General features: G+C 69.9%; 37 protein-coding genes and 1 tRNA gene. 2 read left to right on the top strand and 36 right to left on the bottom strand.

Features of this window, described 5'->3' with window-relative positions; all coding sequences use genetic code 11:
• The first annotated feature begins 25 nt into the window (after window positions 1-25).
• The gene (locus FDM97_RS16970) at window positions 26-259 is read left to right on the top strand and encodes a hypothetical protein (RefSeq protein ID WP_137991252.1); all 234 of its coding nucleotides are present in this window, start codon (window positions 26-28) and stop codon (window positions 257-259) included.
• A 113-nt stretch (window positions 260-372) separates the two neighbouring features.
• On the opposite strand, the gene FDM97_RS16965 is transcribed toward FDM97_RS16970, so the two are convergent.
• From FDM97_RS16965 to FDM97_RS16895, 16 genes are all read right to left on the bottom strand, one after another.
• On the bottom strand, window positions 373-588 hold the full coding sequence (locus FDM97_RS16965; protein WP_137991251.1) for a hypothetical protein: 216 nt from the start codon (window positions 586-588) through the stop codon (window positions 373-375).
• Window positions 585-1598 carry a hypothetical protein gene (locus FDM97_RS16960; protein WP_137991250.1) on the bottom strand — a complete coding sequence of 338 codons (1014 nt, stop codon included), beginning with the start codon at window positions 1596-1598 and terminating at the stop codon, window positions 585-587. Before FDM97_RS16960 ends, FDM97_RS16965 begins: the two co-directional genes overlap by 4 nt.
• Window positions 1595-2110, bottom strand: a complete 516-nt coding sequence (locus FDM97_RS16955; RefSeq protein ID WP_137991249.1) for a GIY-YIG nuclease family protein — start codon at window positions 2108-2110, stop codon at window positions 1595-1597. The genes FDM97_RS16960 and FDM97_RS16955 overlap by 4 nt, the downstream gene beginning before the upstream one ends.
• The gene (locus FDM97_RS16950; RefSeq protein WP_137991248.1) at window positions 2107-2733 is read right to left on the bottom strand and encodes a hypothetical protein; all 627 of its coding nucleotides are present in this window, start codon (window positions 2731-2733) and stop codon (window positions 2107-2109) included. Before FDM97_RS16950 ends, FDM97_RS16955 begins: the two co-directional genes overlap by 4 nt.
• A gap of 75 nt (window positions 2734-2808) precedes the next feature.
• Window positions 2809-4500, bottom strand: a complete 1692-nt coding sequence (locus FDM97_RS16945; RefSeq protein ID WP_137991247.1) for a TROVE domain-containing protein — start codon at window positions 4498-4500, stop codon at window positions 2809-2811.
• Between the two features lie 97 nt (window positions 4501-4597).
• Window positions 4598-4671 (bottom strand) — tRNA-Ser (locus tag FDM97_RS35825).
• A gap of 254 nt (window positions 4672-4925) precedes the next feature.
• Complete coding sequence (locus FDM97_RS16940) at window positions 4926-5591, bottom strand: DUF4352 domain-containing protein (protein WP_254705624.1); 666 nt, start codon at window positions 5589-5591, stop codon at window positions 4926-4928.
• 127 nt (window positions 5592-5718) lie between these two features.
• Window positions 5719-6330 (bottom strand): restriction endonuclease, encoded by a 612-nt coding sequence (locus FDM97_RS16935; protein ID WP_137991245.1) that lies wholly within the window; start codon window positions 6328-6330, stop codon window positions 5719-5721.
• A 293-nt stretch (window positions 6331-6623) separates the two neighbouring features.
• Entirely contained in the window at window positions 6624-7025 is a 402-nt protein-coding gene (locus FDM97_RS16930) for a DUF732 domain-containing protein (protein ID WP_137991244.1), read from the bottom strand.
• Between the two features lie 56 nt (window positions 7026-7081).
• The gene (locus FDM97_RS16925) at window positions 7082-7894 is read right to left on the bottom strand and encodes a hypothetical protein (RefSeq protein ID WP_137991243.1); all 813 of its coding nucleotides are present in this window, start codon (window positions 7892-7894) and stop codon (window positions 7082-7084) included.
• Between the two features lie 162 nt (window positions 7895-8056).
• A complete protein-coding gene (locus FDM97_RS16920; protein ID WP_137991242.1) occupies window positions 8057-8500 on the bottom strand; it encodes a DUF6221 family protein in 444 nt (147 codons plus the stop codon).
• 8 nt (window positions 8501-8508) lie between these two features.
• Window positions 8509-8940 (bottom strand): helix-turn-helix domain-containing protein, encoded by a 432-nt coding sequence (locus tag FDM97_RS16915; RefSeq protein ID WP_137991241.1) that lies wholly within the window; start codon window positions 8938-8940, stop codon window positions 8509-8511.
• A 64-nt stretch (window positions 8941-9004) separates the two neighbouring features.
• Window positions 9005-9217 carry a hypothetical protein gene (locus FDM97_RS16910; RefSeq protein WP_137991240.1) on the bottom strand — a complete coding sequence of 71 codons (213 nt, stop codon included), beginning with the start codon at window positions 9215-9217 and terminating at the stop codon, window positions 9005-9007.
• 239 nt (window positions 9218-9456) lie between these two features.
• On the bottom strand, window positions 9457-10572 hold the full coding sequence (locus FDM97_RS16905) for a DUF932 domain-containing protein (protein ID WP_137991239.1): 1116 nt from the start codon (window positions 10570-10572) through the stop codon (window positions 9457-9459).
• Between the two features lie 60 nt (window positions 10573-10632).
• Window positions 10633-10875: a hypothetical protein gene (locus tag FDM97_RS16900; RefSeq protein ID WP_137991238.1), complete on the bottom strand. Its 243-nt coding sequence runs from the start codon at window positions 10873-10875 to the stop codon at window positions 10633-10635.
• A 10-nt stretch (window positions 10876-10885) separates the two neighbouring features.
• Window positions 10886-11155, bottom strand: coding sequence for a hypothetical protein (locus tag FDM97_RS16895; protein WP_137991237.1), 270 nt, complete (start codon window positions 11153-11155; stop codon window positions 10886-10888).
• Between the two features lie 153 nt (window positions 11156-11308).
• Between FDM97_RS16895 and FDM97_RS16890 the strand changes: the two genes are divergently transcribed.
• Complete coding sequence (locus FDM97_RS16890) at window positions 11309-11554, top strand: hypothetical protein (protein ID WP_137991236.1); 246 nt, start codon at window positions 11309-11311, stop codon at window positions 11552-11554.
• A 15-nt stretch (window positions 11555-11569) separates the two neighbouring features.
• On the opposite strand, the gene FDM97_RS16885 is transcribed toward FDM97_RS16890, so the two are convergent.
• The 20 genes from FDM97_RS16885 to FDM97_RS16805 form a co-directional block, all read right to left on the bottom strand.
• Window positions 11570-12139, bottom strand: a complete 570-nt coding sequence (locus tag FDM97_RS16885; RefSeq protein ID WP_137991235.1) for a hypothetical protein — start codon at window positions 12137-12139, stop codon at window positions 11570-11572.
• The gene (locus FDM97_RS16880; protein WP_137991234.1) at window positions 12132-12395 is read right to left on the bottom strand and encodes a hypothetical protein; all 264 of its coding nucleotides are present in this window, start codon (window positions 12393-12395) and stop codon (window positions 12132-12134) included. Before FDM97_RS16880 ends, FDM97_RS16885 begins: the two co-directional genes overlap by 8 nt.
• Complete coding sequence (locus tag FDM97_RS16875) at window positions 12392-12847, bottom strand: hypothetical protein (protein ID WP_137991233.1); 456 nt, start codon at window positions 12845-12847, stop codon at window positions 12392-12394. Before FDM97_RS16875 ends, FDM97_RS16880 begins: the two co-directional genes overlap by 4 nt.
• Complete coding sequence (locus FDM97_RS16870; protein WP_137991232.1) at window positions 12844-13032, bottom strand: hypothetical protein; 189 nt, start codon at window positions 13030-13032, stop codon at window positions 12844-12846. Before FDM97_RS16870 ends, FDM97_RS16875 begins: the two co-directional genes overlap by 4 nt.
• A complete protein-coding gene (locus FDM97_RS36850) occupies window positions 13029-13163 on the bottom strand; it encodes a hypothetical protein (protein ID WP_284440291.1) in 135 nt (44 codons plus the stop codon). The genes FDM97_RS16870 and FDM97_RS36850 overlap by 4 nt, the downstream gene beginning before the upstream one ends.
• Window positions 13160-13897: a hypothetical protein gene (locus FDM97_RS16865; protein ID WP_137991231.1), complete on the bottom strand. Its 738-nt coding sequence runs from the start codon at window positions 13895-13897 to the stop codon at window positions 13160-13162. Before FDM97_RS16865 ends, FDM97_RS36850 begins: the two co-directional genes overlap by 4 nt.
• A gap of 53 nt (window positions 13898-13950) precedes the next feature.
• On the bottom strand, window positions 13951-14880 hold the full coding sequence (locus FDM97_RS16860; RefSeq protein ID WP_254705623.1) for an adenine nucleotide alpha hydrolase family protein: 930 nt from the start codon (window positions 14878-14880) through the stop codon (window positions 13951-13953).
• Complete coding sequence (locus FDM97_RS16855) at window positions 14877-15677, bottom strand: hypothetical protein (protein ID WP_137991230.1); 801 nt, start codon at window positions 15675-15677, stop codon at window positions 14877-14879. Before FDM97_RS16855 ends, FDM97_RS16860 begins: the two co-directional genes overlap by 4 nt.
• Window positions 15674-16321 carry a WhiB family transcriptional regulator gene (locus FDM97_RS16850; protein WP_175439143.1) on the bottom strand — a complete coding sequence of 216 codons (648 nt, stop codon included), beginning with the start codon at window positions 16319-16321 and terminating at the stop codon, window positions 15674-15676. The genes FDM97_RS16855 and FDM97_RS16850 overlap by 4 nt, the downstream gene beginning before the upstream one ends.
• The gene (locus tag FDM97_RS16845; RefSeq protein WP_137991228.1) at window positions 16318-16686 is read right to left on the bottom strand and encodes an HU family DNA-binding protein; all 369 of its coding nucleotides are present in this window, start codon (window positions 16684-16686) and stop codon (window positions 16318-16320) included. The genes FDM97_RS16850 and FDM97_RS16845 overlap by 4 nt, the downstream gene beginning before the upstream one ends.
• Before the next feature lie 119 nt (window positions 16687-16805).
• Window positions 16806-17564, bottom strand: a complete 759-nt coding sequence (locus tag FDM97_RS16840; RefSeq protein ID WP_137991227.1) for a VWA domain-containing protein — start codon at window positions 17562-17564, stop codon at window positions 16806-16808.
• A gap of 65 nt (window positions 17565-17629) precedes the next feature.
• Window positions 17630-18025 (bottom strand): hypothetical protein, encoded by a 396-nt coding sequence (locus FDM97_RS16835; RefSeq protein WP_137991226.1) that lies wholly within the window; start codon window positions 18023-18025, stop codon window positions 17630-17632.
• Window positions 18022-18144 carry a hypothetical protein gene (locus FDM97_RS36845; RefSeq protein WP_284440290.1) on the bottom strand — a complete coding sequence of 41 codons (123 nt, stop codon included), beginning with the start codon at window positions 18142-18144 and terminating at the stop codon, window positions 18022-18024. Before FDM97_RS36845 ends, FDM97_RS16835 begins: the two co-directional genes overlap by 4 nt.
• Entirely contained in the window at window positions 18141-18437 is a 297-nt protein-coding gene (locus tag FDM97_RS16830; RefSeq protein ID WP_137991225.1) for a hypothetical protein, read from the bottom strand. The genes FDM97_RS36845 and FDM97_RS16830 overlap by 4 nt, the downstream gene beginning before the upstream one ends.
• Before the next feature lie 88 nt (window positions 18438-18525).
• On the bottom strand, window positions 18526-18696 hold the full coding sequence (locus FDM97_RS35820) for a hypothetical protein (protein ID WP_175439142.1): 171 nt from the start codon (window positions 18694-18696) through the stop codon (window positions 18526-18528).
• Window positions 18697-18731: 35 nt separating this feature from the next.
• Window positions 18732-19016 carry a hypothetical protein gene (locus FDM97_RS16825; RefSeq protein WP_137991224.1) on the bottom strand — a complete coding sequence of 95 codons (285 nt, stop codon included), beginning with the start codon at window positions 19014-19016 and terminating at the stop codon, window positions 18732-18734.
• Window positions 19013-19348 carry a hypothetical protein gene (locus FDM97_RS16820; RefSeq protein ID WP_137991223.1) on the bottom strand — a complete coding sequence of 112 codons (336 nt, stop codon included), beginning with the start codon at window positions 19346-19348 and terminating at the stop codon, window positions 19013-19015. The genes FDM97_RS16825 and FDM97_RS16820 overlap by 4 nt, the downstream gene beginning before the upstream one ends.
• Window positions 19345-19767: a hypothetical protein gene (locus FDM97_RS16815; RefSeq protein ID WP_137991222.1), complete on the bottom strand. Its 423-nt coding sequence runs from the start codon at window positions 19765-19767 to the stop codon at window positions 19345-19347. The genes FDM97_RS16820 and FDM97_RS16815 overlap by 4 nt, the downstream gene beginning before the upstream one ends.
• A gap of 14 nt (window positions 19768-19781) precedes the next feature.
• Window positions 19782-20123, bottom strand: coding sequence for a hypothetical protein (locus FDM97_RS16810; protein ID WP_137991221.1), 342 nt, complete (start codon window positions 20121-20123; stop codon window positions 19782-19784).
• On the bottom strand, window positions 20120-21370 hold the full coding sequence (locus FDM97_RS16805; protein ID WP_137991220.1) for a helix-turn-helix domain-containing protein: 1251 nt from the start codon (window positions 21368-21370) through the stop codon (window positions 20120-20122). The genes FDM97_RS16810 and FDM97_RS16805 overlap by 4 nt, the downstream gene beginning before the upstream one ends.
• Between the last annotated feature and the right edge of the window lie 10 nt (window positions 21371-21380).

The following is a 21380-nucleotide window of genomic DNA, read 5'->3' as shown; positions in this document are numbered from 1 at the left end:
TGGGCATCTCAGACCTTGGGGGGTCATGTTGTCTGGAAGATCCGATGCTGCGCTGGCTGTGTTCGCGGTGGGCCTGGCCCTCGTGTTCATCAGCCTCTACACCGACTTCACCGTGCCGCTGCTCGTGGTCGCGGGGCTGCTGATGCTGGGCGCGGTGGCGGCGACTGCTCGGCAGCGCCGTACGGGGCCGGCGCCGGAGGTGACTCTGCGGCCAGGTGGTGAAGGCCGGCCGTGGCGCCAGGACATCGAGGAGAGCTGAGCCTCGACGGTTGCCGTCGCAGCACCCTCCAGCAGAAAAGCCCGGCCGTGTGGCCCGAGCTCATGAGGCAATACGCGCACCATGGCTGATGATGCGTGGCAGTTGATCTACGGTCAAGCAGCGGTGAGGTGCACAACTTCCGCGATGTCGGCCAGGTCCCAGAGCGCGGTGGCCTGGCCAGTCACACCGGACGGTCGGCGGTAGGAGGCGGCGGTGATGCCGTGCCTCCTCGCCCAAGAGCGGAACGAGGCGGGCTTCACGCCAAGCGAGTAGGCGGCCATGGCAGTGGTGACGAGGGGGCGGCCATCCCTACCAAGCTTCGTGATCACCTATCCAGTGTGCCCTCCGCGGCGCTCTCGTCGTCACCGTTGTCCGCTGCTGCGGCTCCTGTCCATGAGCGCTCGGGGTACGGCTCCCGCGGGTTCCAGTCGAGCTTGAACTTCTCCTCCAGCAGGTCACGGATCCCCTCGGCTCGTGCTGCCCGGAGAGCCGCCTCGATGACGAAGAGGCGCGCCCAGGCGTAGTCCTCTGCGGTAAGAGCAGCAAGCGACGGCGGCACAACGTACCGCTTGCTATGGTCCGCGTAGCCATGCACCTGTGGCGTCAGAGCAGTGAATCGGGCGTATTGCGGATAGTCAATGCCCAGGCTGATCAGCCGGAGAGCAGTCTGAGACTGGGTAACGATCTCCATAACCTTGACAAGGGACTGCGAGTCCTTGCTGGGGTGCCTCGGTTGATCAAACCACGAGAGGCTGGGACCGAACGCGAACGGCGATTCCGAACGTCGCCAATACGCTGTTCCCGCGTAGTGATCAAGCAGGGCCTCGAAGGCAAGGTGGAGGCCTGCCATGGCATGCGTGATGTCGCCTACGTCGGCATGCGTCTGCGCTTCCCGCAGAAGCCTCGCAGTCTCGGGCTGGGGCACGAGATCGACCATGTCGACCTGGTCGAAGTCGACATGGAACACGGCCGGCGTCACCGTGGTGAAGAAGTCTGCAACAGCTTCCCGTGCCTGCTCAATAGCCTGCTCCGACGGAAAGGTCCCATGGTGCTTGAGGCTCACACGCGCATCGTTCAGTCGTTTCATGCTGGTCTTGCCTGGCAATTCCAGCACGGGCTTGATCGCTTCCCAGTACCCCAGGAAGGTCGTGCTGGGCTTCACCTCGGCACCGAGGTGCTCCGCTGCGAGTCCGACGAAATTCTCCACGGCGTCGTGGAACGCCAGTAGGGCGCTCGCGGACAGGGGGCTCGGTCGCCGACTGTGCTCAATGCCCTCCTGGTATAGATACCGGACATAAGCCAGCCGCTGAACGCTGAGCGGAGTGAGAGCTTTCGTCACGACAACACCCCTCGATAGTTCGGTGCTTGACATTGTCCACCGAGGCACTGACAGTCGCATCGAAGTTGTTCGCTACCCTGCTCTCGCTGGGTCTCAAGGCCGTCCTGCAACAGCAGCCGCCAGAGGAACCACGCCTGCCGATACATAGGACGGAGTTCCCGGAATTGGTAGGCGATCCGGGTTCCGTGTGGCTGCGGTGGTACCCCGGTCGGCAGGCGAGGACCCAGCGGCTCGCCGTCCTTGTCGAAGCCGAAGCCGACCTTGTTGTACCGCGGGTTCTCCGCGCGGATCGCCTCATGTTCCAGCGCGGCGGGAAATTCAACGTCCTCAGCGAGGATCTCGACGTCCTTCCGGACGACCTCGGGCCACCAGGGCATCTCCTTGCGATGTTCCTTCCAGCGCCGTTGGGGATCGGTGGTGATGCCGATGTACAGGAGAGCATCCCCTGCGTCGTACAGGCGGTAGAGGTTCCATCGTTTCGTCCCGGCTAGAGGCAGGGGTACAGACTTCATCGGCGCTGATCGATCCGCGCCCCGCTCTTGACCAGGGAAAGCAGGCGGTCAAGGGCCGCCAACGCCTGAGGGTGGTCCTCGTGCGGAAGCTGTGACGTCTGCATGACCCCGAGGAAGCCTGACCGTCCCGGGCCGCTTTCATCCTCACCCTCGGCGATCGCGCGGAGCTGGAAGTCTCTGATCACGTCATCCTGGTCGTACGCATCCCCGTAAGTCTGGTCCGGGTCTTCGCGGCTCAGCGCCGGTCCCAACTCCTCGGCCAGCTCGACGCGCCAAGCACCTACGAGGCGCACCAGCGCGGACCGCATCTTCCTCCGCTGCCGGAAAGGGAGCGCTCGAGCGCCGGCCACTGCGGAGATGGTGAAGAGCGCGAGCTTCCGGTCAGTGAAGTGCCTGGGGTCGTAGGTGCTCTTGGCGTCGAGCTTGGCACGGGCGAAGGTGACATCAGCGCGCATCTGCACAAACAGCTCCCGCAGTGTGGCCTCAGCGACGGCCTGCCCCTTGCCTGCTTCCTGGCGGCGAGCTATCCATGGCGCGAGGACAGCGCCGAGGAGCACGGTGGTCAACGCGGCGATCGGAATCGTCTGGCCAGCGGTGCCCCATACCGACTGCGCAAGGATCATGGCCGTCCCCCAAGAAATGTAGTGCGTGAGAGGAAGATAGCCCCGCCGCGATGGCGGCGGGGCCACAGCCGGAAGCTAGCTCCCAGATGTACGTGAGCGTCGATCTTGCTCCCACGGCCAGCGCGCGTCGCGCCCGGCGTCCAGGAGCGGAATCATGCGGAACGCGGCGTCGGTAAGGCCGCCCAGGGCGTGCCGGTTGCCGTTGCCTGAGGGCATGGCGGCTTCGCGGTAGCCGGCCATGTTCCACATGTACACCGGGACGTTCTTCGGGATGAGGTCGTCGATCCGGGTCTCGCGCATCCCGCCGTAGCTGTGGCAGTTCGACGGGAGCCAGCCGGGGCGGGTCTGCTCGTCGGTGACGATGACGACGCGGACGTGCCGGTCGAAGTGCTGCTTCACAGCGGAGGGGATGTCCGTGCCGCCGATCTCCCCGAACTGCTCGACCAGGCGCAGGACGCTGCCGCCCTTCGGCACGCGCATCTCCTTCGAGGACTGCCCGAACTCGACCAGGGTCGGGGCCTCGGCGCGGATCGCGAGCGCGGAGCCGAAGACGGCGGCCTGCTCGGCCAGCGTGATGTCCGAGCGGTTCGCCGTGGAGAAGTGGTAGCCCGGGAACATGGACGGGGAGCGGTCCACGAGGATCAGCGTGCGTCCCTTCAGTGCGGGCACGTTGGCGAGCGAGTGGCTGATCGCCTGCTCGAGGGCGTGCGCCCAGCGCAGGGACGGCGCCGCCTTGTACGCGGCCCACCAGCGGAACGGGAACATGCGTGACGCCCGGACCTGCTCCGGGTCGGTGAACCGGGCCGCGACGGTCGCAGCGACATCGTCGGAGACCCCGGCCTCGTCGAAGTTCCGAAGGTTCCTCGCGAGCGCCATCAGGCCCATGGACGGGATGACCGCCTCCCACGCGGCCTTGTCCATCGGCCCCTGGAGCCAGCCGGCCAGCGCCTCCCAGGTCATGCCCGCGTCGGCGAGGCTGCTCATCTTCTGCGGGTCGGCGAGCGCCTGGCGCCGGGTCTCGATCGGCATGTCCATCAGCCAGGCCCGGTTGACGAGCATCCGCAGTCGGGGCGGGATGTCGTTGGCGCGGCCATGGCGGCGGTCGATGGCGTGCTTGAACAGATCGCCCTGCCAGGCTCGGTCCCCGCTCGGCGCGGCGTGGACGAGCTCGAGGACGTCGCCGAAACGGTAGCCCTTGGAGTCGGTGTCGTACTTCAGGAGCGCCCACTGCGTGTAGAGCCGCTGCACAGCGTCGGCGATGCCGCGCTTCACGGGCTTGGGCAGGCGCCGCCCATACCGCTCCGTCCAGTAGCCGAGCATCTCACCGGGCTCATCGGCGCGGAGGAGCACGGAGTCGATGACGCTACGGTTCGAGAACGGGACGGCCCCGGACGCGGCCGCCGGTCCCGGGACAACCGCCGCGGCCTGGTCCGCCTCGAGCCGGGCATGGACGAACTCGGCCGCGCCCACGATGGACGCGGTGCGCATGTTGCCCTCGCCACGGAGCCAGCCGAGCAGGCCCGCAGTCCAGACCGGGTCTTCGACGGCGAGCTGGCGGACGAGCGTGGTGAAGCGGTCATCGCGGTCGCCGGCCTTCTCGTAGAAGGTGTCGGTGCCGACGGAGTTGGACACGGCGAGGAGGAATAGTTCACTCTTCGCCTCGCGCAGATGTCCAGTCGCACCCTCGTGGGTACGGGTCTGCTCCCCGGTGGTGGTCACGGGCGAGACGGCCGTCGGGCGCGCGCTTCGGGTGTTGAAGCGGGACATGAGAAACCCCTCCAGTGGAGGGGAGGCCAAGCGTGGGGTGCCCGAGATCAAGTCGGTAGGGGAAACAAGGCGCTCTAGGCCGCTGAGCTACGGGACTTGCGCCCCGGCGGGATTCGAACCCGCGTCCTCCCCATTAGCAGTGGAAGTATCCCCTGCCTGCGCACCGGGCACCCCGGCGCTTTGTGCCTCCCGAGATCAAGGACGGCCTGCGGCGTGATTCATGCGAAGAAGTAGCCGCGGGCCTACGCACCGGGAGGTGCTTGCTGCTGCGGACCCCAACGTAGCCGAGCGGTTCGCGGGGCCCAAGGCGTTTTCTAGCGGCATCGTGCGAACGGCGGATGTCGCTGGCCATCGGGCGCGGTGAGTGCGTGCGTAGAGGCGGCGGCTGGGTCCCGTCGCGGAGGGGGCGCGACGGGACCGAGCAGTCAGGACACGTTGCCGCGCACACCCTCACCGAACAGACCGTCGGTGTAGGTCACATATTTCGGCGTGAACTTGCCCTTCCCGGTGATGACCCCGGTGGTCTTCTCCCCGGGCGCGAGCTTCATCGTGTCGATCTGGTTCTTGTCCTCGCCCAGCTCGGCCTGATGCTTGCTGCCGGTGGTATCGGTAATCGTGAAGTACAGCGGGTTGACGCTGATCTCTTCATCGCCGTTGTTCGTGACCGTCACCGTGACGCTGGTGAAGTCGCCGCCGTCGTGCAGGATGCTCGGCACGAACTTCGCGTTCTTCGCCGTGACCTTCACCGGCGCCTCTTCGGCCGGCTCGGCCGGAGCCTCGGACTTCTTCGCGGGGGCGGCCCTGCTCGGCTTGGCGGGCGCCTCGGCGGTGGGCTTGGTCTTGGCGCCGGCCTTGTCGTCGGTGGCTTCGGGGTCGCCGAGGGCGATGCCGAGGATGACGAGGAACGCGAACACGACGCCGATGGTGATGCCGACGATGCCCGCGGTGGACATCTTCTTTCTCGGGGGCGGCGGGCCGTAGGGGCCGCCGGGGTAGGGCTGTCCGGGCTGTTGAGTCTGTCCCCATGCGGGGGTGTGGCCGGGCTGTTGGGGCGGGTAGGGCTGCTGGCCGTGCGGTTGCGGGTTGTTCACGGTGGTCCCCTCGCAGTGTGTTCCTGGTGTGGAGGTGCGGTGAACGTACCGTGAGCTCCTGCGTTCCGGAGCGGGATCTGCCGGATTGGGATGAGCGAGGTCTCCGGTCCTGCGTGGGCTGATCGGATCACATCCAGGGCGCCGGGCCGGTTCGTGTCGCCCACGCTCCCAGGGCAGTTGCGTCGAACAGCCGAATCCCATGCTGCCTGGCGTACTCGGCCGCCGGCCGCGTGAACACGGAGGTCGTCACCACCGTGGCCACGTGCGCGCCGTGGATGCTGTAGCAGGTTCCGCCGAACCGCTGAAGGTCTGGACTGCCCACCTTCGTCGTGGGGCCGTAACGCTTGCACTGGATGACGATCTTTCGTCCGTCCGGTGCGGTCGCAATGACATCCGCGCCGAGGTCACCTGCCCCGCCGACCACGCTCGCGCCAGCACATCCGTCTCGGTGACACAGGTAGGCGACGGCCTGCTCAAACTCCGCAGGGGACATGGTGTGGTAGCGGGCTACCTCGGTCGACTGAATCGCGTGCAGCCGCTGCAGTTCTGCTCTCTTCTGTTTCCGGTTCACGCCGAACGCGACGAGACCTGCGCCGTAGAGTGCCACGATGACCACCGCGCCTGCGGTCAGTCCGTCGGCCCACAGGATGAGTGCGATGCTTCCGATGACAAGGCCGAGGGCCTTGAAGGCACATCCTGCGGGGTCGGCGACGCTCTGACGCGCTGCTGGTCTAGCCATGGTTCCCCCCTGGGAACATTGAAGGATGGATCTCATCGGCCTCGAAGTGACGCCTCGCCGGGCGCTGTTGGGGCAGGGCGCAGGGGACTGTGTCAGCGGGCAGTCAGCACGCAATCGGTGGAGTGGATGCGTCCACGGCACGACAGAGAACCGAAGGCAGGGCCTACGAGCGCCGCTCCTGACAGCAATCGGGGGCTGGCCTATGAGGCCACGTCAGACCGGACGGATGTGCGGCGATGAGGCGGCGGTAGCGGCGCTCGTTGCGGAGGTTGCCGGCCACGGGCGCCACCTCCCTAGTACTGGCCGCTGAGCCGCAGCTCTTCAGTCACCTGGTCGCCGAACTCGGGGCAGTAAGCCTTGACACCGAGGACAACGAGCTCCTGGGCGTCGGGCTTGGCCGTGCCCCACTTCTCCCCGATGGGATAGAGGGCGGCGTCTTCGAGGATGTAGGCGACGCTGTGGCCGGCCTTAAGCTCGGCGCACCACTGTGAGGGGTAGGCAGCGAGTTCGGCGTCCGGCGGTGCGGCGGTCTTCCAGCTCTCGAAGTCGGCGGCCTTGGCGTTGGCGAGGAACTCATCCTCCGGCGACGTGCTGGTCGCCGGCTTGTCGGCGGTCGGCTCGTCGCTGCTACCGCAGCCGGTGAGGGCGAGGAGGTAGACGGCCGTGAGTGCGGCCGTGGCGGTGCGTGTGCGCATGGTCTCCCCAAGGAGGCTAGCCGTCGAGTGCGGCTGGCTCACGTACAGATGGGTGGTCAGGGGCAGGATTCTTCGAACTTCACCGCGGTGATCGCGATCGGCTGACCGTTCAGCTCTGTGCCGGGCCGGGGATCCTGGGTGCACACCCTCCAGTTCGACTCCATGAGGACCATGCGGTCCTCGGCCGCATCGGTCACCGTGATGCTCGCGTTGGACGGAAGTGCGGCCCGGGCGACCTTCACGGACTTGCCGGCGAAGTTGGGCATGGTTCCGCCGGCCTCGGCCTCGGGCTCCGCGCCCATGTCGGTGCGAGGGCAGGTCTCCTCGAGCTTCACGGCGCCGAAGTCGATGGTGACGTCGGTCTTGTGCGTTCCGGGCGACGGTGTTTGTGAGCAGATCTTCCAGTTCCGGTCGAAGGCCTGGTTGCGGCCGCGGCCGAGCGCATCGTGGGAGCGAAGGCTGTAGAACCCGAGGGACTGGGCTTCGTCCTGCGCGTATTGGAGCCCCTTGCCCACGAAGTTGGGCAGACGCCCGGTCTCTGCCTTCTTGCTGGGCTTGGCGGAAGGGGCACTGGTGGTGGCAGTGACAGCCGGCGCGCTCCTGGACGTGGCCGGCGCGGGAGCGCTGGGCGCCGGACTCTTCCCGGCGGCCTTGCCGTCCGCGGCCTCGTCGCCCCCGACGACGGCACCGAGGATCACGAGAAAGGCGAGCACTCCCCCGATGGAGATGCCGACGATCGCGCCGGTCGACAACCTCTTCTTCGGCGGCGGACCCCAAGGTCCGGGCTGCTGCGGCTGGCCCCATGCGGGCGTCTGGCCGGGCTGCTGGGGCGAGTTGGGCGGCTGCTGCCCAGGGTACTGCTGGCTCACGGAGTCCCCTCGTGGTGTTCCTGATGCGGAGGTGAGGTGAAGGTACCGTGAGCGGGTGGGATGCGGAGTGGAGTATGCCGGATTGGTATGCAGCAAGGCCCCGCCGCGCGGGGGGTGTACGCAGCGGGGCCTTGCGGGTCTGGTGCCCCAGGGCGGGGCGGACTACGCCTCGGGCCGCCACTCGTCGCGGTAGCCAGGGTGTTCGGCGTACGGCAGGGCGAGGAGCTTGATCACGGGCTTGAGACGTGTCGCGGTCTCGATCAGCTCGCTCTCCTCTCGGTGGAGCTTGGCGAATCGGTCGTGATCGTTGCCGAGGAGTTTGCGCATCTCCACACGCAGGGCTTCGCGTTCCTTCAGGGCGATTCCGTATGGCTCGATGATGCGCCGCTTGGCGTCGACCTCGCGGAGGACGCGGGCGGCGTCGTGGCGGGTGATGTGGTCGGCGATGCCCGTCCAGTTCCCGTTGGCGCACTCCTCGGCGTGCTGGCCGTCCGAGGTGACGATGACTCCGGTTTCTCCGATCTCTCTCCACGATCCGAAGACGCGGCGGGCCACCCGCTCGTCGTCGTCGAGGCGGGCGTGGAGGAACTGCACGAGGTCGTCCATGCGCCCCATCATCCCCTCAGCGGAGGGTCGGCCGCCGACTCCTTCAGGGCTGGCCGCCAGACATGGAGCTCGTTGATGATCCGAGCTAGCGTCGCGGCGTGCTGGCGCAGTTCGGCGTCGAGGTGTCGCGCCTCCACGTCGCGGAGAACGAGGAACGGGATGCGCTCAGCGTCGACCTGCTCCACGACGGCGCGTAGTTGCGCCACGGTGGCGAACGCACGCTCATTGCGCAGCGCCACGAGTTCCCGGATCGGCGCCTTGGGTGGCGCATCGGCCGGTGCTTCCTGGCGCAGGGCCTCGAGGTCGCGGCGCACGGTGTCCTTGCCGACGCCGAGTTCGGCGGCGATGGCGCGGGCGCTCTTGCCCTGGTCAGCGAGGTGGCGCACCCGTTCGCGCCGTGTGGCGCGCGCCGCTGCGTCGGCGGCTGGCGCAGTCGTCATGGGGAAGTCTCCAGAGGTGGCGCATGGCGCTCGGTTGGGGGTGCGCCGTGGCGCACGCGGTGGGTCAGGTGTGGTCGGTGGCGCGCGGGTACGGCGCACTGCCGGCGCGTGCGGCGGGGCATCCTTCGTGGGGCATGCGGGCCGGGGCATGGTGGCCGGCGACGACCGAGAACGCGAAGTCGGTGGTGTCGCACACGCGGCAGCGGTAGATCACCTGGGTGTCGATGAACTCCCCCGTGAGTACGGGGTCGTGGGCCGGGGCGGGGCCGGTGCTCATAGTTTCTCCGTGGTGGGTCCCAGCGGCGGGAAGCGGGTCGGTGCGCTGGACGCGGGCCGCGTGTCCCGCCGCCGGGTTCTTGGTCAGCGTCCGGCGATCTCGCGCAGAGCGGCGAGGGCGGAGGAGGAGAGGGGTCTCCCCGCTGAGCTACACAGGCGGGTGGGCCGCGCCCCAACGGGGGCGGGAGGGCGCGGCCCTGGGGGGGCAGCCGGGTCGGGGCCCGGCTGCCGGTCGGCGGGTCAGCGGCGCAGGAGCATGAGCCGCTGGTGTGCCTTGGTCTTCAGGTCGCCATCGGTGTCTTCCATGAGGGCGGTCGCGCGGGCGATCTCCTCGGTCATGGTCCGGCCGGGGCGGCGGGGGGCGATGTGGTCGAGGTAGTCGGTGATGGCCCGCTCCCCCGCGTAGGCCGTGCGTCCGGCGCGCTCGGTCTCGCTGCGGAACATGGCGTCAAGCCGCTCGGTGCGCTTGGCTGCGATCGTCCTGCTGCGGTCGGTGGCGTCGTCGTCGAGCGGCCACAGGTCGGCGAGCACGCGGTGGAACTCGTCGATCGCGAGGTCTGTGCGGGCGAGCGCGGTCTCCTCGGTCTCGAACGCCTTGCCGTAGTGGACGGTGAGGCCGAGGGTGCGGCGGGCTTCCTCCAGCCGGTCGAGTGCTCCGGCGGTGTGCCGGATCGACCAGCGGTAGCGGGCGTCGCGCAGGGCGAAGCGTTCGGTGTTGCCGCAGACGACGCGCCACGGGGTGACGAGGGTGTCCATCTGCGAGCTGCCGTCGTGGGAGTTGATCGCGACGACGTAGAGGCGGATCTCGTCGTCCAGGCCGCCCCGGTCGACGACGACCGACTCCGGGATCTGCATCGTGACGAACACTCGGCGGCCACCGCGCAGCGCCCCGGCCGACTCCCACAGGACGCCGTGCGTGTCGGCCAAGTCCTCCAGGAAGTCGAACACCTGCCGCTGCTGGAACGGCTGGTAGCGGGAGCCGACGATGCCGAGCGGGTCGCCGGTGTCGCCTCGCACGGTGACGAACGCGTCGTCCTTGACGTGCCGGGTGCCGCCCCACGTGTATTCGGCGGGCTGCTTGGTGACGGCGAAGTCGATCTGTCCGAGGCGGAGCACGGTGTCGATGTCGGAGATACCGCCGGGGACCACGGCGCCGAGCCGGTGCCAGGCCGGGGTGGAGGTGTACAGGGCGGCCGTGCCGCGCGTGGTGTCGAGTCCGTCGCGACCGACGACCTCCCCGTCGTCGTATCCGACGGTCGCGACGTACGAGCCGTCGGTGCGGCGGCGAGCGCGGGTCCCCTTGATCAGGGCGCGGCGCTGGTCGTTGAACTGCTGGTTGACGTCGATGGTGCTCACGGCGTGCCCCCTCGTCGGGATGGATCGGGCGCCCCGGCCGGGCGGCCGGGGGCGGGGTGGTCAGCTCGCGGCGGACCGGGTGATGGACTCGCGTCGCACGTGGTGCGGGCCGGACCGCTCCCCCCACGGGTCGACCAGCGCGAAGCGGATGTCCGCGAGGCCGAAGGCGTCGAGCTGCTCGCAAATCCCGCAGGCGCAGGGGACCGCGATCCACAGGCCGTGGTGCGTCTCGATCGAGCCGTGATACATCACCAGGTCTCCCGGCTCGATCAGGGCGAGCGAGCTGAGCAGGGCGTCGGACACGACGGCCTCCTCAGCGGGTCGGGGCGGACAGGCGGGCGGTGCGCGGGTAGAGGGTCCAGGCGTCGGCGAGGACGTGGGCTTCGGTGGGGCGGTAGGCCATGACCCGGTAGAACCGGAGACCGATCAGCCGGAACGCCTTGCCGGGCTCGCGCCGGTACGTGTCGCGGTAGACGCGGGCCACCGTCCGGCCGTACGCCGAGGCGTAGCGCCAGTCACCCGGAAGGCCTCGCTCTGCGAGGTAGTCGGCGACGGTGATCCTGCGGGTGAACTGGACCTTCATGACGCCCCCTTGTTGATTCCCCTTGACTTAAGGTGTAGCTACACCATAGCGTGCGGTGTAGCTACACCACAACCCCTTCGACCATGATTCTTGTAGCTACACCTGGAGGTGAGTGCATTGAGACTGGTAGCTACACCCGGGTACGGTGCGCCCATGCCGAACGTGCCGAAGACACCCGCCCGCCAGATCCGGCTGCCCGACGAGCTCTGGTTGGACTTCGACCCGGCGGCCAAGAGCCTCGGCACCGAGCGAGCGTCGATCGTCCGCGAACTGATCGCGTGGTACCTGCGCGAGCCCGGTGCCAAGCTCCCCGAGCGCCCCAGCCGGGACGTGGTCGTCGCGGCCCGGCGCCGACGCGAGGAAGAGGAGCGCCGGCGCCAGGCGGAGAGCGCTGGCTGAGGCCCCGCTCTCCCGCTACGACGCCCTGTTCTCCGTCAGGAGGTAGAGCCGACGACCCTCATACCGGGCTGGCTGCCCCGTCTCCTGGTCATCGCAGGCGTCGTTGACGCACCACGCACGCGGTCGGTCGTCGTCGGCGCGTCCGTACACAGTGCGCTGCCCGCACGCGAGGCACAGTGCGTGCCGGAAGTGTACGGACGGGCCGCGGAGTCCGAGGACGGTGAGCACGGTGCCGTGCCAGCGGCCGACTGTCCGCGTCACCTCCCCCACCCGGTCCACCGTCTCGGCCCCGGGCGGCAGCGCGCGCAATGCCCGGTACCAGGGCTGCTCGTGCTCGGAGCCGCGGAGCTCCCGATCGAGCGCCACCGCCTCGGCCTTGATCCGCTGCGACCAGCTGACGGCCTCGATCGACGTCGGTGGCCTCGAGCCGGGCGGAGTACGCCCGCCGTGCTGCTTCGGCTGGCGGGTGCGCAGCCCGATCGTGTCAAGCCGGGCTATGAGGCCGGGCCCGCCGTCACCCGGGGTCGTGGCGTCGCCCGTCCACCGGTCGGCGAGGTCGGCGACCAGGCCGTCGAGGTCACCCATCGGTCTGTTCCCGGTCCTCGTCTGCGAGGCCGGCGCAGGCGGCGTGAACCGCGACGGCGCCGCCGGTCGTCCACCCGGTGTCCTTCCGGTCCTCCGGCTCGATGCCGACGAACACGAGGGTGATCGGCTGGGTGCCGAGCAGGAAGTCGCAGACGGGGCAGTGCTCGCTGTACAAGGGGTGGTCGGGCTGGAGCTCCCGGATGCCCCCCACGGTGTGCACCTGGGCGTCGGCATGGACGCGAACGGGGATGATCACGGAGTCTCTCCGAGCTCGTAGACGTGGTCGCCCTCGACGCAGTGGGACGAGATGCAGCTCCGGGCCGCGGCGCGGTAGCGGTCCCGTGCGGCCTCGGCCCGCTCGGCGCGCTCTTCGGCGCCTCGGTATCGGTCTGTGAGGTGATCGACGGCGCGCTCGGCCTTCTCGGCGCGCTTCCCGTTCTCGATGGCACGCTCGGCGTGCTGCGCGGCCATGCGGACGGCTTGGCCGGGTTCGCTGCTGGCGGCGACGAGGAGTTTCATGCGTTCGATCTCGGCTTCGAGTGACTGCACCTTGGTCTGGTGCCGCTCGTCGCAGCAGACGAGGGGCGGCCGGTCGCGGAGTTGGGCGATTCCCTCCCGGAGTCGGGCTGCTTCGTCTCCGGTGAGCGTGCCGCGTTCGGCTCGGTCGGCAAGGTTGAGCAGCTGCTCGGCGGTGCTGGGCTGGGTCATCGGCCGTCTCCGGTCTTCCGCTGGCAGGGGCGGCAGGTGACGGTCGCGGTGTGGGGCATCCAGTGGTTGACGGCGTTGGCGTCGAGGGAGATGCCGCAGGCGGTTGCGTGGCCGCTGCCTCGGGGCTGGGCGGCGTGGGTGAGGCGGCCGCCGTGGAGTCGGACGCGGGTGGTGGGCGTGGTCATCTGGGCCTCCTGCGGATGGTGTTGCGGGTGAAGCCGATGGCGGCAATGAGGACGCCGGCGGTGAAGCTGGCGGCAGTCCACCAGGCGGCGACCACACCGGCCGCCGCGAGGAGGTCGAGGAACGCGCTCACGGGGTGGCCTCGTCGGCCATGCGGCGGAGCATCCGAGCGGCCCAGGAGGCGCCGCTGCGTACTTCGTCGGGGAAGGGCCGCTTCCCGGCGTCCACGGCGTCGGCGGCTTCGCGGAGGATCTCGGCCCGATGCGCTCGGATCGCGGCCCGAACGTCAGCCGGGAGGCGCTGCTTCGAGGCGGTGGCGAGGTCGAACCCAAGCACTTCCAGCGCCCCCGCAGCGCCTTGGCTGGTGGCGGCAAGCTTGTCCCTGAGGCATCCCTGGGTCGCGGGTTGTGCTTCGGCCGGCTGCTCGACGGCGGGGATCGGTCCGGGGCACTCGGGGTCCCGGCAGTTGTCCCAGTCGTCGAGGATGCCGCCGTCGTCGTCCGGGTTCCCCAGCCGGTGGACGTGCTCGGTGGGGGGCTGTCCGGCGGCCTGGCGATCTGGGTTGGTGAGGCACGTCCCCGGGTCAACGCCGTCGCAGTTGCCGCAGGAGTGTCCGGCGGCTTGGCGGGCGGCGTCCCGGATTCCGGCGGAGGGCTGCTCCAGGACGTACCCGGACCGCCGAGGCTTGCCAGCCTGGGTGATTGGCGAGTCGTGGAGAGCGGTGACGAGCATGGGGCGGGGCCGCTTTCCCGTGGCGGCGTCGACGACGAGTGCGCGATTCTCGCCGGGGGCGTAGCTCTTGATCCGGATCCGGATGAGTTCACGGGGATCGGCGGATCGGTAGGTCTGGCCGGACTGGATTGGCATCGTTCTGCTCCTGATGGTGTGGAAGGCTGGTGGTTAGGCCGGTCCGTCGTGCATCACGCGGCAGCGCGGCCGGAACGGCAGGACCACGGCGAGCAACCATCGGGGTCGCCCTCCTCCAGCTCGGCGTCGGCAACCTGGCCGAAGATGTCGGTCTGCCGCTGTGCCCACTCGTGCGCGGTGACGCGGTCGATGGGGGCCTGGTCGAGCGGGAGGCGGGAGCGGTGCAGGTACGCCTCGCCGAGGAGCGGCTTGCCCAGCGCGTTGCCCCGGGCGTTTCCGGACCGGATCGCGGCGTCGAAGGCGACGGCGTCCGCCCACTCCTCGGGCTGCTCGTCGCGGAGGCGGCGCCACTGGGAGTTGCCGTGGTACGGACACCCCACGCAGGCACTCTTCGGGGTGCTCTCCCAGCCGTTGGCGCGGAGGTAGCGCAGGCAGTCGTCGCGGGTCCAGCCCTCTCGCCCGTCCGCGGCCCCGGTGAGGTCGAGGAGCGGGAAGGCCGAGCGTAGGTACTGGATGCCGGAGTCCTTCGCGCGCCCGATCTCGTCGCGGCTGATGCCGATCCACTGCTCGGCGTACAGGCCGCGCGGGACCGGGCGCGGGTGCGGGAACCCGAGGAGCTGCCGCGCCTGCCGCTTGATTGGCTTCAGCTTGTACTCCGCCGTGCACTGGCGTCGGGTCATCCCGTCGCCGCCGTCCTGGTTCTTGATGAACAGCGGCATAGAGGCGAACCGGTGCTCGGGGTCGAGGGCGTCGTTGCGGATGTTTCCCGCCGACACGCGGTACAGCGGGATGCCGGCCGGGATGAGGACTGCGGTCTCCAGGCGGTTGAGGTGCGTGTACACGGCGGCGGGCTCCCAGCCCGTGTCCGCGAAGACCGCGCCGTCGAGCCTGGGCAGGTCGCCGGCGGCGGACAGCAGGGCCAGGGTGGTGGACTGCACGCCGGCGCCGAGGCTCAGCAGCCGGAGGGCGGGCTGGTCAGTCACGCGACGTTCGCCTCCTTCTTCTGCTGCCGCTCACGCGCGGCGGCGGCGCGGCAGGGCTGGCACGGTGAGATGCCGATCCGGTAGTGGATGGCTCGCCCCTGGGGTGTGCCGCACATGCCGGTCCAGTCCGGGAAGGCGGACGGGTCGTCGATGCGGTCGTCGTCCCATGTGCCGGCGGGCGCCCAGCACTGGTCTGCGGCTGCGTTCCGGGCCCGGTTGTACGCCTGGTTGTCGACTCCGTGTTCTCGCGGGTCAACGCGCCACAGGGCCTCGTAGAGGTCCACGACCTGGCGCACGACGCGTACGGTGACCTGGGCTCGCCTGATGAGGGCGGAGAAGTTCCCGGGTTCCATGTTGAGACGCACCGCGAGCCGGGCCTGAGGCCATCCGGCCGCGACGAGTGCTTGAAGCCGGCGCCGGGTGCCGGTGGCGTCCATCAGGACCGCGGAGCCGAGGTTGTCGAGAGTCGGCTCAACCGCCAGGAGCCGTTCCGCGGTCTCCCTCCGCACGCCCTTGGACGGGGACATGTGCCGTACGCCGTCGCCGTACAGGAGCTTGGAGACGCAGCCGGTGGAGACGCCGGCCAGTCGTGCGGCGCGTTTCCATCCGATGCCGAACTCGCCCAGCGCGCGGACGTGCTGGCGGACCGGCTCGGCGTCGACGTACGGCTGCCATCTGCCGTACGCGATCGCTCGCTCGCGATTCCTCGAGTACTGACTCTCGGCGAAGCCGCAGGGGTAGCACCGGCATCCGTCGAGCTTGTACTTCACGTACGTGCCGTGCTCGCGCTCGCTCATGCTGCCCTCCTCGTCTCCTCGTTGGCGGGCAGGTTCTGCCGCTGGCGTGCGCGCCGGACGACGATCTTCGACAGTCCGGTCTCCGTGCAGATCCCCTCGTCGGTGAGGCCCCGCCCCCATGCCTCCTTCACCAGTCGGTCCTGGCGGGCGTAGCGCTTCGCCCGGCTGCGCTCGTTGCGGGCGTCCCGGCAGGCGTCGCACAGAGGTTCACCGAGGCGCTGATGCCGCCTCATCGCCGCCGTGGTTCCACACTTCGGGACCGGGCGCGGGTCCCTCCTCGGCTTCCGAGGCGCCAGCTTGAGCGGCGCGGGCTTCGTGTCCGTCTTCTGCTGTACGCGTGCGGCGGCGGTCTCCTGCGTTCGTGCCCTCCGCGACTGGGCCACGGGGTCCAGCCCAGCGCGTTCGGCAGCAGTCAGCCCGGCGACGACCCCGTCGCGGCTCTCCTCGGCCAGGCCAGCTTCCACCCCCATCACCCACGCGTGGCACTCCTCAAGTACGGGGCAAGTGCGGCAGATCGACCGCGCTTCCCCGACGAGCGCCGTCGTGAAGAAGATCTCCGGGTCCTTGGTCCGGCACGGGGCGCGGTGCACCCACTCCCCGCGCCGGATCCCGGTGTCCGGTGCCTGCCCGGTGTAGCCGGTCACTGGCGGCCCGCCTGGGGCAGAGCGCCCTTGGGGAGCTTGGCGATGCTCGCCTTGCGGACGCGGCGCCTCACCACATCGACCAGGCGCGGAGAAGGGCGGAATCGCACGACCTGGTGGGCGGGGACGGTGAGCGTCTCCCCGGTCTGCGGGTTGCGGGCCTTGCGCTTGCTCGTGCGGCTGGAGACGAAGGTCCCGAAATTGGTGATCGCGGTGTCGTGGCCGCCTGCGGCGGCGCGGGCGATGATGTCGAACACCGTGAACACGGCGTCGCGGGCTCTCTCCTGGCTGATGTCGAGCTCGGCGGCCACGGTGTGGACGAGGGCCGTGGTGTTCAGCCGGGTGGTGATGACGGCTTTGCGGGCCATTCGTTGGACTCCTGGGTGCTGTCGCCGCGGTGGTCAGCGGCTGTGGACGGGCGGGGTGTGGCTGCCGTGGCTGAGGCAGGGGATCTTGCCGCCGCAGAGGGGACAGGCGTTCGGTCCGGTCACAGGACGCCCTTCGCGCGAGCGGCCGCCATCCAGGGGCCGAAGTCGCGGAGCAGCTGGTCGTACAGCTCGGCGTCGGAGACGCCGGTCGGGCGCTCGCCGGCGTGGAAGTAGGTCGCGTTGTCGACGACGCGGCCGCCCATGTCGTCCAGCCGCTGGAGGAAGGGGATGGGGGTCTTCCCGAAGCCGATGAAGGACCAGTAGAGGGGCAGGGCGGAGGCGTGAGCGAGCTGGAGACGCGCGGCGTCGCGGTCCTGGGGATCGCCGTCGGTTTGGAAGATGACGAGAGCCGGGTCGGTGCCGCCGCGACGCTGATAGTCCTGGTAGTGCTCGATGACGGCGCGCATGGCGATCGCGTACTGGGTGCCGCCCATGGTGACGATTCCGCCGTGGAGACTGTGCTGGTGGCCGACGACGCCCGCGTACCTGGTGAGGCTGATCTCCGCGATCGGGTAGGGCTTGGAGTCGAAGAACACCAGCGGGACGATGCCGTCGTCGTCCAGGTTCACCGACAGGCCGAGCGCCTGGTCGGCGAGGTGCTGCACGCTGCCGTTGCCGAAGTGGCTGTGCATCGAGTACGAGCGGTCGATGACGAGGTACACGGCCGCTCTCGTGCCCGCCAGTCCCTCCTTCTCCAGGGAGTGGCCGGCGGTCTTCACCAGGGACGCCATGGTGGAGTTCACGTCGGTGAGGTTGGGGGCCGGGGAGGCGGCGACGTCGGTCGGTGCCGGGCGGGGCTTCTTGAAGAGGTTGAACATCGTGGGTCTCCTTGCTGGGTGGTGCGCCTCGCCGCCGGGCCGGGAACATCCCGGCGGCGAGGCAGTCAGGCGGTGGCGGGGGTGATGCCAAGGGCGTCCCAGATGGGCTTCACGTGGATGCCGGTCGGCTCCGTCGGCCGGTCGTCGGGGTCGATGTCCCGCGCGGCCGGGGGCACTGACACGGCGCAGGCGTTGGCGAGGGCCGCACGCAGGGCGGCCGCCTCTTCCTTGAGCTCCTCGATCTCCGCCTGCTGGCAGACGACGACCAGCTCGGCCTCGGCGGCGTGTTGCTTGGCCGTCTGCCAGGCGTCGTAGACTGCGTCGCGGTCCGCGAGGAGGCGTCCGAAGAACTCATCGGCGGCGGCCTGCCGCTCCAGCAGCTTCCGGTTCTCATCGCGGAGTTCGGCGGAGCCAGCGGCCCGGTGGATGCCGGTGCCCCGCCACGGGATGGTGATGGTCACTGCTGATCCCCTTCCTCGGAGCGGTCGTTGGGCCTGACGCGGGGCCGGATCGAGGGCCAGACGGCCATGACCGCGAACGCGGCGCCGATCGCGGCCGCAGTGATGAAGTAGCCGGTCACAGGCCACCCCGCAGGGCGCGGAACGAGTAGGTGATGGAGATGCCGGTCCGGCGCAGCGGCGCCGCCGGCTGCCCGAAGGGCTGGTCGGTGTCGAAGCGGGGCCCGCCGGTCCGGTCGTATTCGAGTGCGTAGCTGGCTTCGTTGACGGCCTGGAGCTCCTCCAGACGATCGGCCAGGAGCAGCAGCTGCTCACGCCTGCTGCGGTCCTCGGTGCTCAACCGCTCCTCGTCGGAGACGGCGCGGCTACGGACGATGTAGGCGAGCTCGTGGTCCTCAGGCGGAAGAGTCGTCATCGGAGGTCGCCGCCCTTCTGCGCGTCGACGCTCGCTGCGCTCCGGGCCAGTTCCTCGGCCTTGCGGTAGTGCTGAGGGCCCGTAGCCATCAGGCCACCTCCTTGTCCGGATGAGTCCGGCGGCAGTAGTCGGCGAACGACTCGGTCAGGCCGGAGTCGATGGAGTTGCTGAAGTCGGCGGCCGCGCGGTCGAGTTCGACCGCGAGCTGCTGGCGCTGGCGTATGACGAGGGCGCGCACATCGGTCTCAAGCTGGGACACCGGGACATCGAGGCGCTCGATCGGATTGGGGATGGTCAACGTGCACCCCCGGCCGGCGCCGGCGCGGCCGTGGGCTCGGCGCGGTACCGGACCCACAGCGCGGTGCCGTCTTCGACCTGCTCCAGGCGGGCGTCGAAGGCGCCGACGGGAAGGTAGGCAGCCATCCGCTTGCCGGAGCCGGTACGGACGATGCGCGCCATCGAGTCGGCCGCGTACCAACTCCCGTACGTACCGGCGACGACCCACGTGCCCCGTGCCGCCTTGGCGCGGCCAGCAGTCGCCTGGTGATTCGTACGGATGCGCTTCCTCGGGCGGCTCACCTTGCACCGTCCGTGAGGCAGGCCGGCAGGGCGGTGATGTGCTCGGTGAGCTCGCCGGTGGTCGCGTCGTAGTCCTGGGCGCGGCCCCATCGAGCGCTGGGGAACGCGGAGCGCAGGGCGTCGCTGATCCGCTTCGCTGCCCCCTTCGGCAGGGGAACTTCACGCCGACCGTCGCTGAGGGCCATGACGCACCAGAAGCGGGCGTCGCCTCGCCGGTAGGGCGTGAGCCGAACTTCGGTCACGCTGTGCTCGGCTGCGCCGGTCAGCCGTGCGAGAAGGAGGGACTGCATGGCCGGGCTGGCCTGCGTGGTGCGGCTTGCCGCGGTGGTCATGACTCACCGTCCGGTGCGTTGAAGCACTCGTGAACGCTGTCGAGCAGGAGGTGGTAGGCCGCCAGCGTCCGTGGTGACCAGCTGTGTTCGGGGCCGTGGGCGTCGCGGAACCACTGGTCGCAGACCGCCACGAGGCGCGTCTCGCGGTCGGCCCGCCGGGCGGGAGTGCCACCGACGGACGGCGTGACCGATTCGGGGTGGTCGATCGCCAGGCGTGCGAACACGTTCTCGACCGCCGGGCTCTCCAGGGCGTGACGGTCCGGGTCGACGAGCGGCAGCGAGGTGCGCAGTCGCTCGAAGTAGACGTCCGAGGCCCAGCGCGAGTGACGCAGGAGCCAGCTGGTCAGGCCGGTACGGACGGCGGTGATCGGATGGTTCAGGGTGTTGCTACGAACGGCGATGCGGTCGGTAGCGGCCATCGCCATCATCTCCCTCAGTTGTCAGTCGGGGTGGGGTGGGGGTGCAGTGCGGCGCGTACGGCCGCGGCCCCTCGGTGTGCGGTCTCGGGGACCGGTGCCGTACGGCGCTGGCGCCACGGCTCCGGTGCGGCGGGGAGCAGGTCCTCGGGTTCTGCGTTCGGGTCGGCCATGAGCCGGCCGACGGCAGCGAGGACCTGGCCCCAGGTCATGCCCTGGCAGCGGGCGTGGGCGAGGCTGTCCCGGAGGGCATTGGGGTCCCAGTCGGGTCGGGCCTTCGCGGCGAGCGCCAGGAGCTCGGCGGAGGCCGGGCAGGGAACGTTGGGCGGCGGGGGCTTCGGTGTCGGCCGGTGGTTCATCGCGGGCTCCGGGAAGGCGCGGGCGAGCAGTCGGGGCAGGGGCAGCAGGTGGCCCTCTGTCTGGGAGGCCCGGGGTACGCGGGCGCCGGGTTGCCCGGGCGTCGGGGTCCGGGTGGGCGCCCGGGCGGCCGGGCTGCGCACACCTGACACCGCTCCCCCGTCCGCCAGATGACGCCGGACTCGCAGGCGTCCAGTCCGCAGCCACGGCGGATCACGGCGGCACCGAGGAGCCATCGGCCGGGGTCGCGGATCTCGTCGGTGCAGGCGAATCGGAACTCGAGGCGGCTGCGGAGCCGTTCGGGCTCCACTCCGCGGTCGAGCTGGTGGCCGACCTCGCGGGCGAGCTTGCGGACCACGTACGGCGACAGCCCACCGAACAGGACGTGAACCGGCTCGAGGACTTGCCAGATCCGCGGAGCGAGAGTCAGCCCAGGTCCCGTGTACGGCCGCTTCGGCGCGGCGCGCAGCGGGGCAGGCGCCGGGTTTTCCACAGGGCCTCGCGCTACTACCTGATCTCGCCTCCGGCGGATGGAACCACCGGCCCGCTCGTCATCAGGTGAGTCAGTCCTAGGTGCTTCCTTAGTCGCGAGGGACCCATCACCAAGATCCGCACCCGATCCGTCATGAGTGTCCGCAGTCAGCGACAGCTGGGCAGGCTCCTCGTAGACCGTGTAGGTGTGGCGGCCGCGGTATCCGGCGCGGGCGTCCATGGCGATCCAGCCGAGGTCTGCGAGGCTCCGCAGGGTCCGGCGTACGGTGCGTGGGTCGAGCGGCTGCCCGGCGCGCTTCCCGGACCGGCTGCGCAGGACCTGGCCGAGCTCGGCGAGCGTCACCTGGTGTCCTGTGGCCACTGCGTAGGCGACGGCCGCGTAGGCGCGGAGCTGCCGGGGGCTGAGCGACTCCGCGGCAGCGGACGGGACCCAGACGAACGCCTCGGTGGCGGACGGCTTGCGTACGCGCCGGACGGCGGTGGTGCCCATGCCTCCCGGATGGGTGCGCCGGTAGCTCGTCAGCTCGGCAACGTCGTCGTCGGGGGCCGGCCGCATGAGCTGCGTGAGCGCTCGCTCTACGCCCGACCGTGACATGCCGAGCAGTCCGACGAGGTACTCCACGGAGGCCGTGCAGCCCTCAGGCCGAGCGCCGAGCGCGGCGACCTTCACGTAGACGGCGAGGGCGGCATCGCTGTAGTGGGAGGAGGCGACCACGCGCCAGGGGACGCGAACGCGCTGGGGTCGTGTCCTGGACATGGTGGTCACC

It is taken from the genome of Streptomyces vilmorinianum (assembly GCF_005517195.1).
GTDB classification, from domain to species: Bacteria; Actinomycetota; Actinomycetes; order Streptomycetales; family Streptomycetaceae; genus Streptomyces; species Streptomyces vilmorinianum.
The sequence above is the reverse complement of the archived record's forward strand: the minus strand, read 5'-3'. Positions and strand labels throughout refer to the sequence as shown.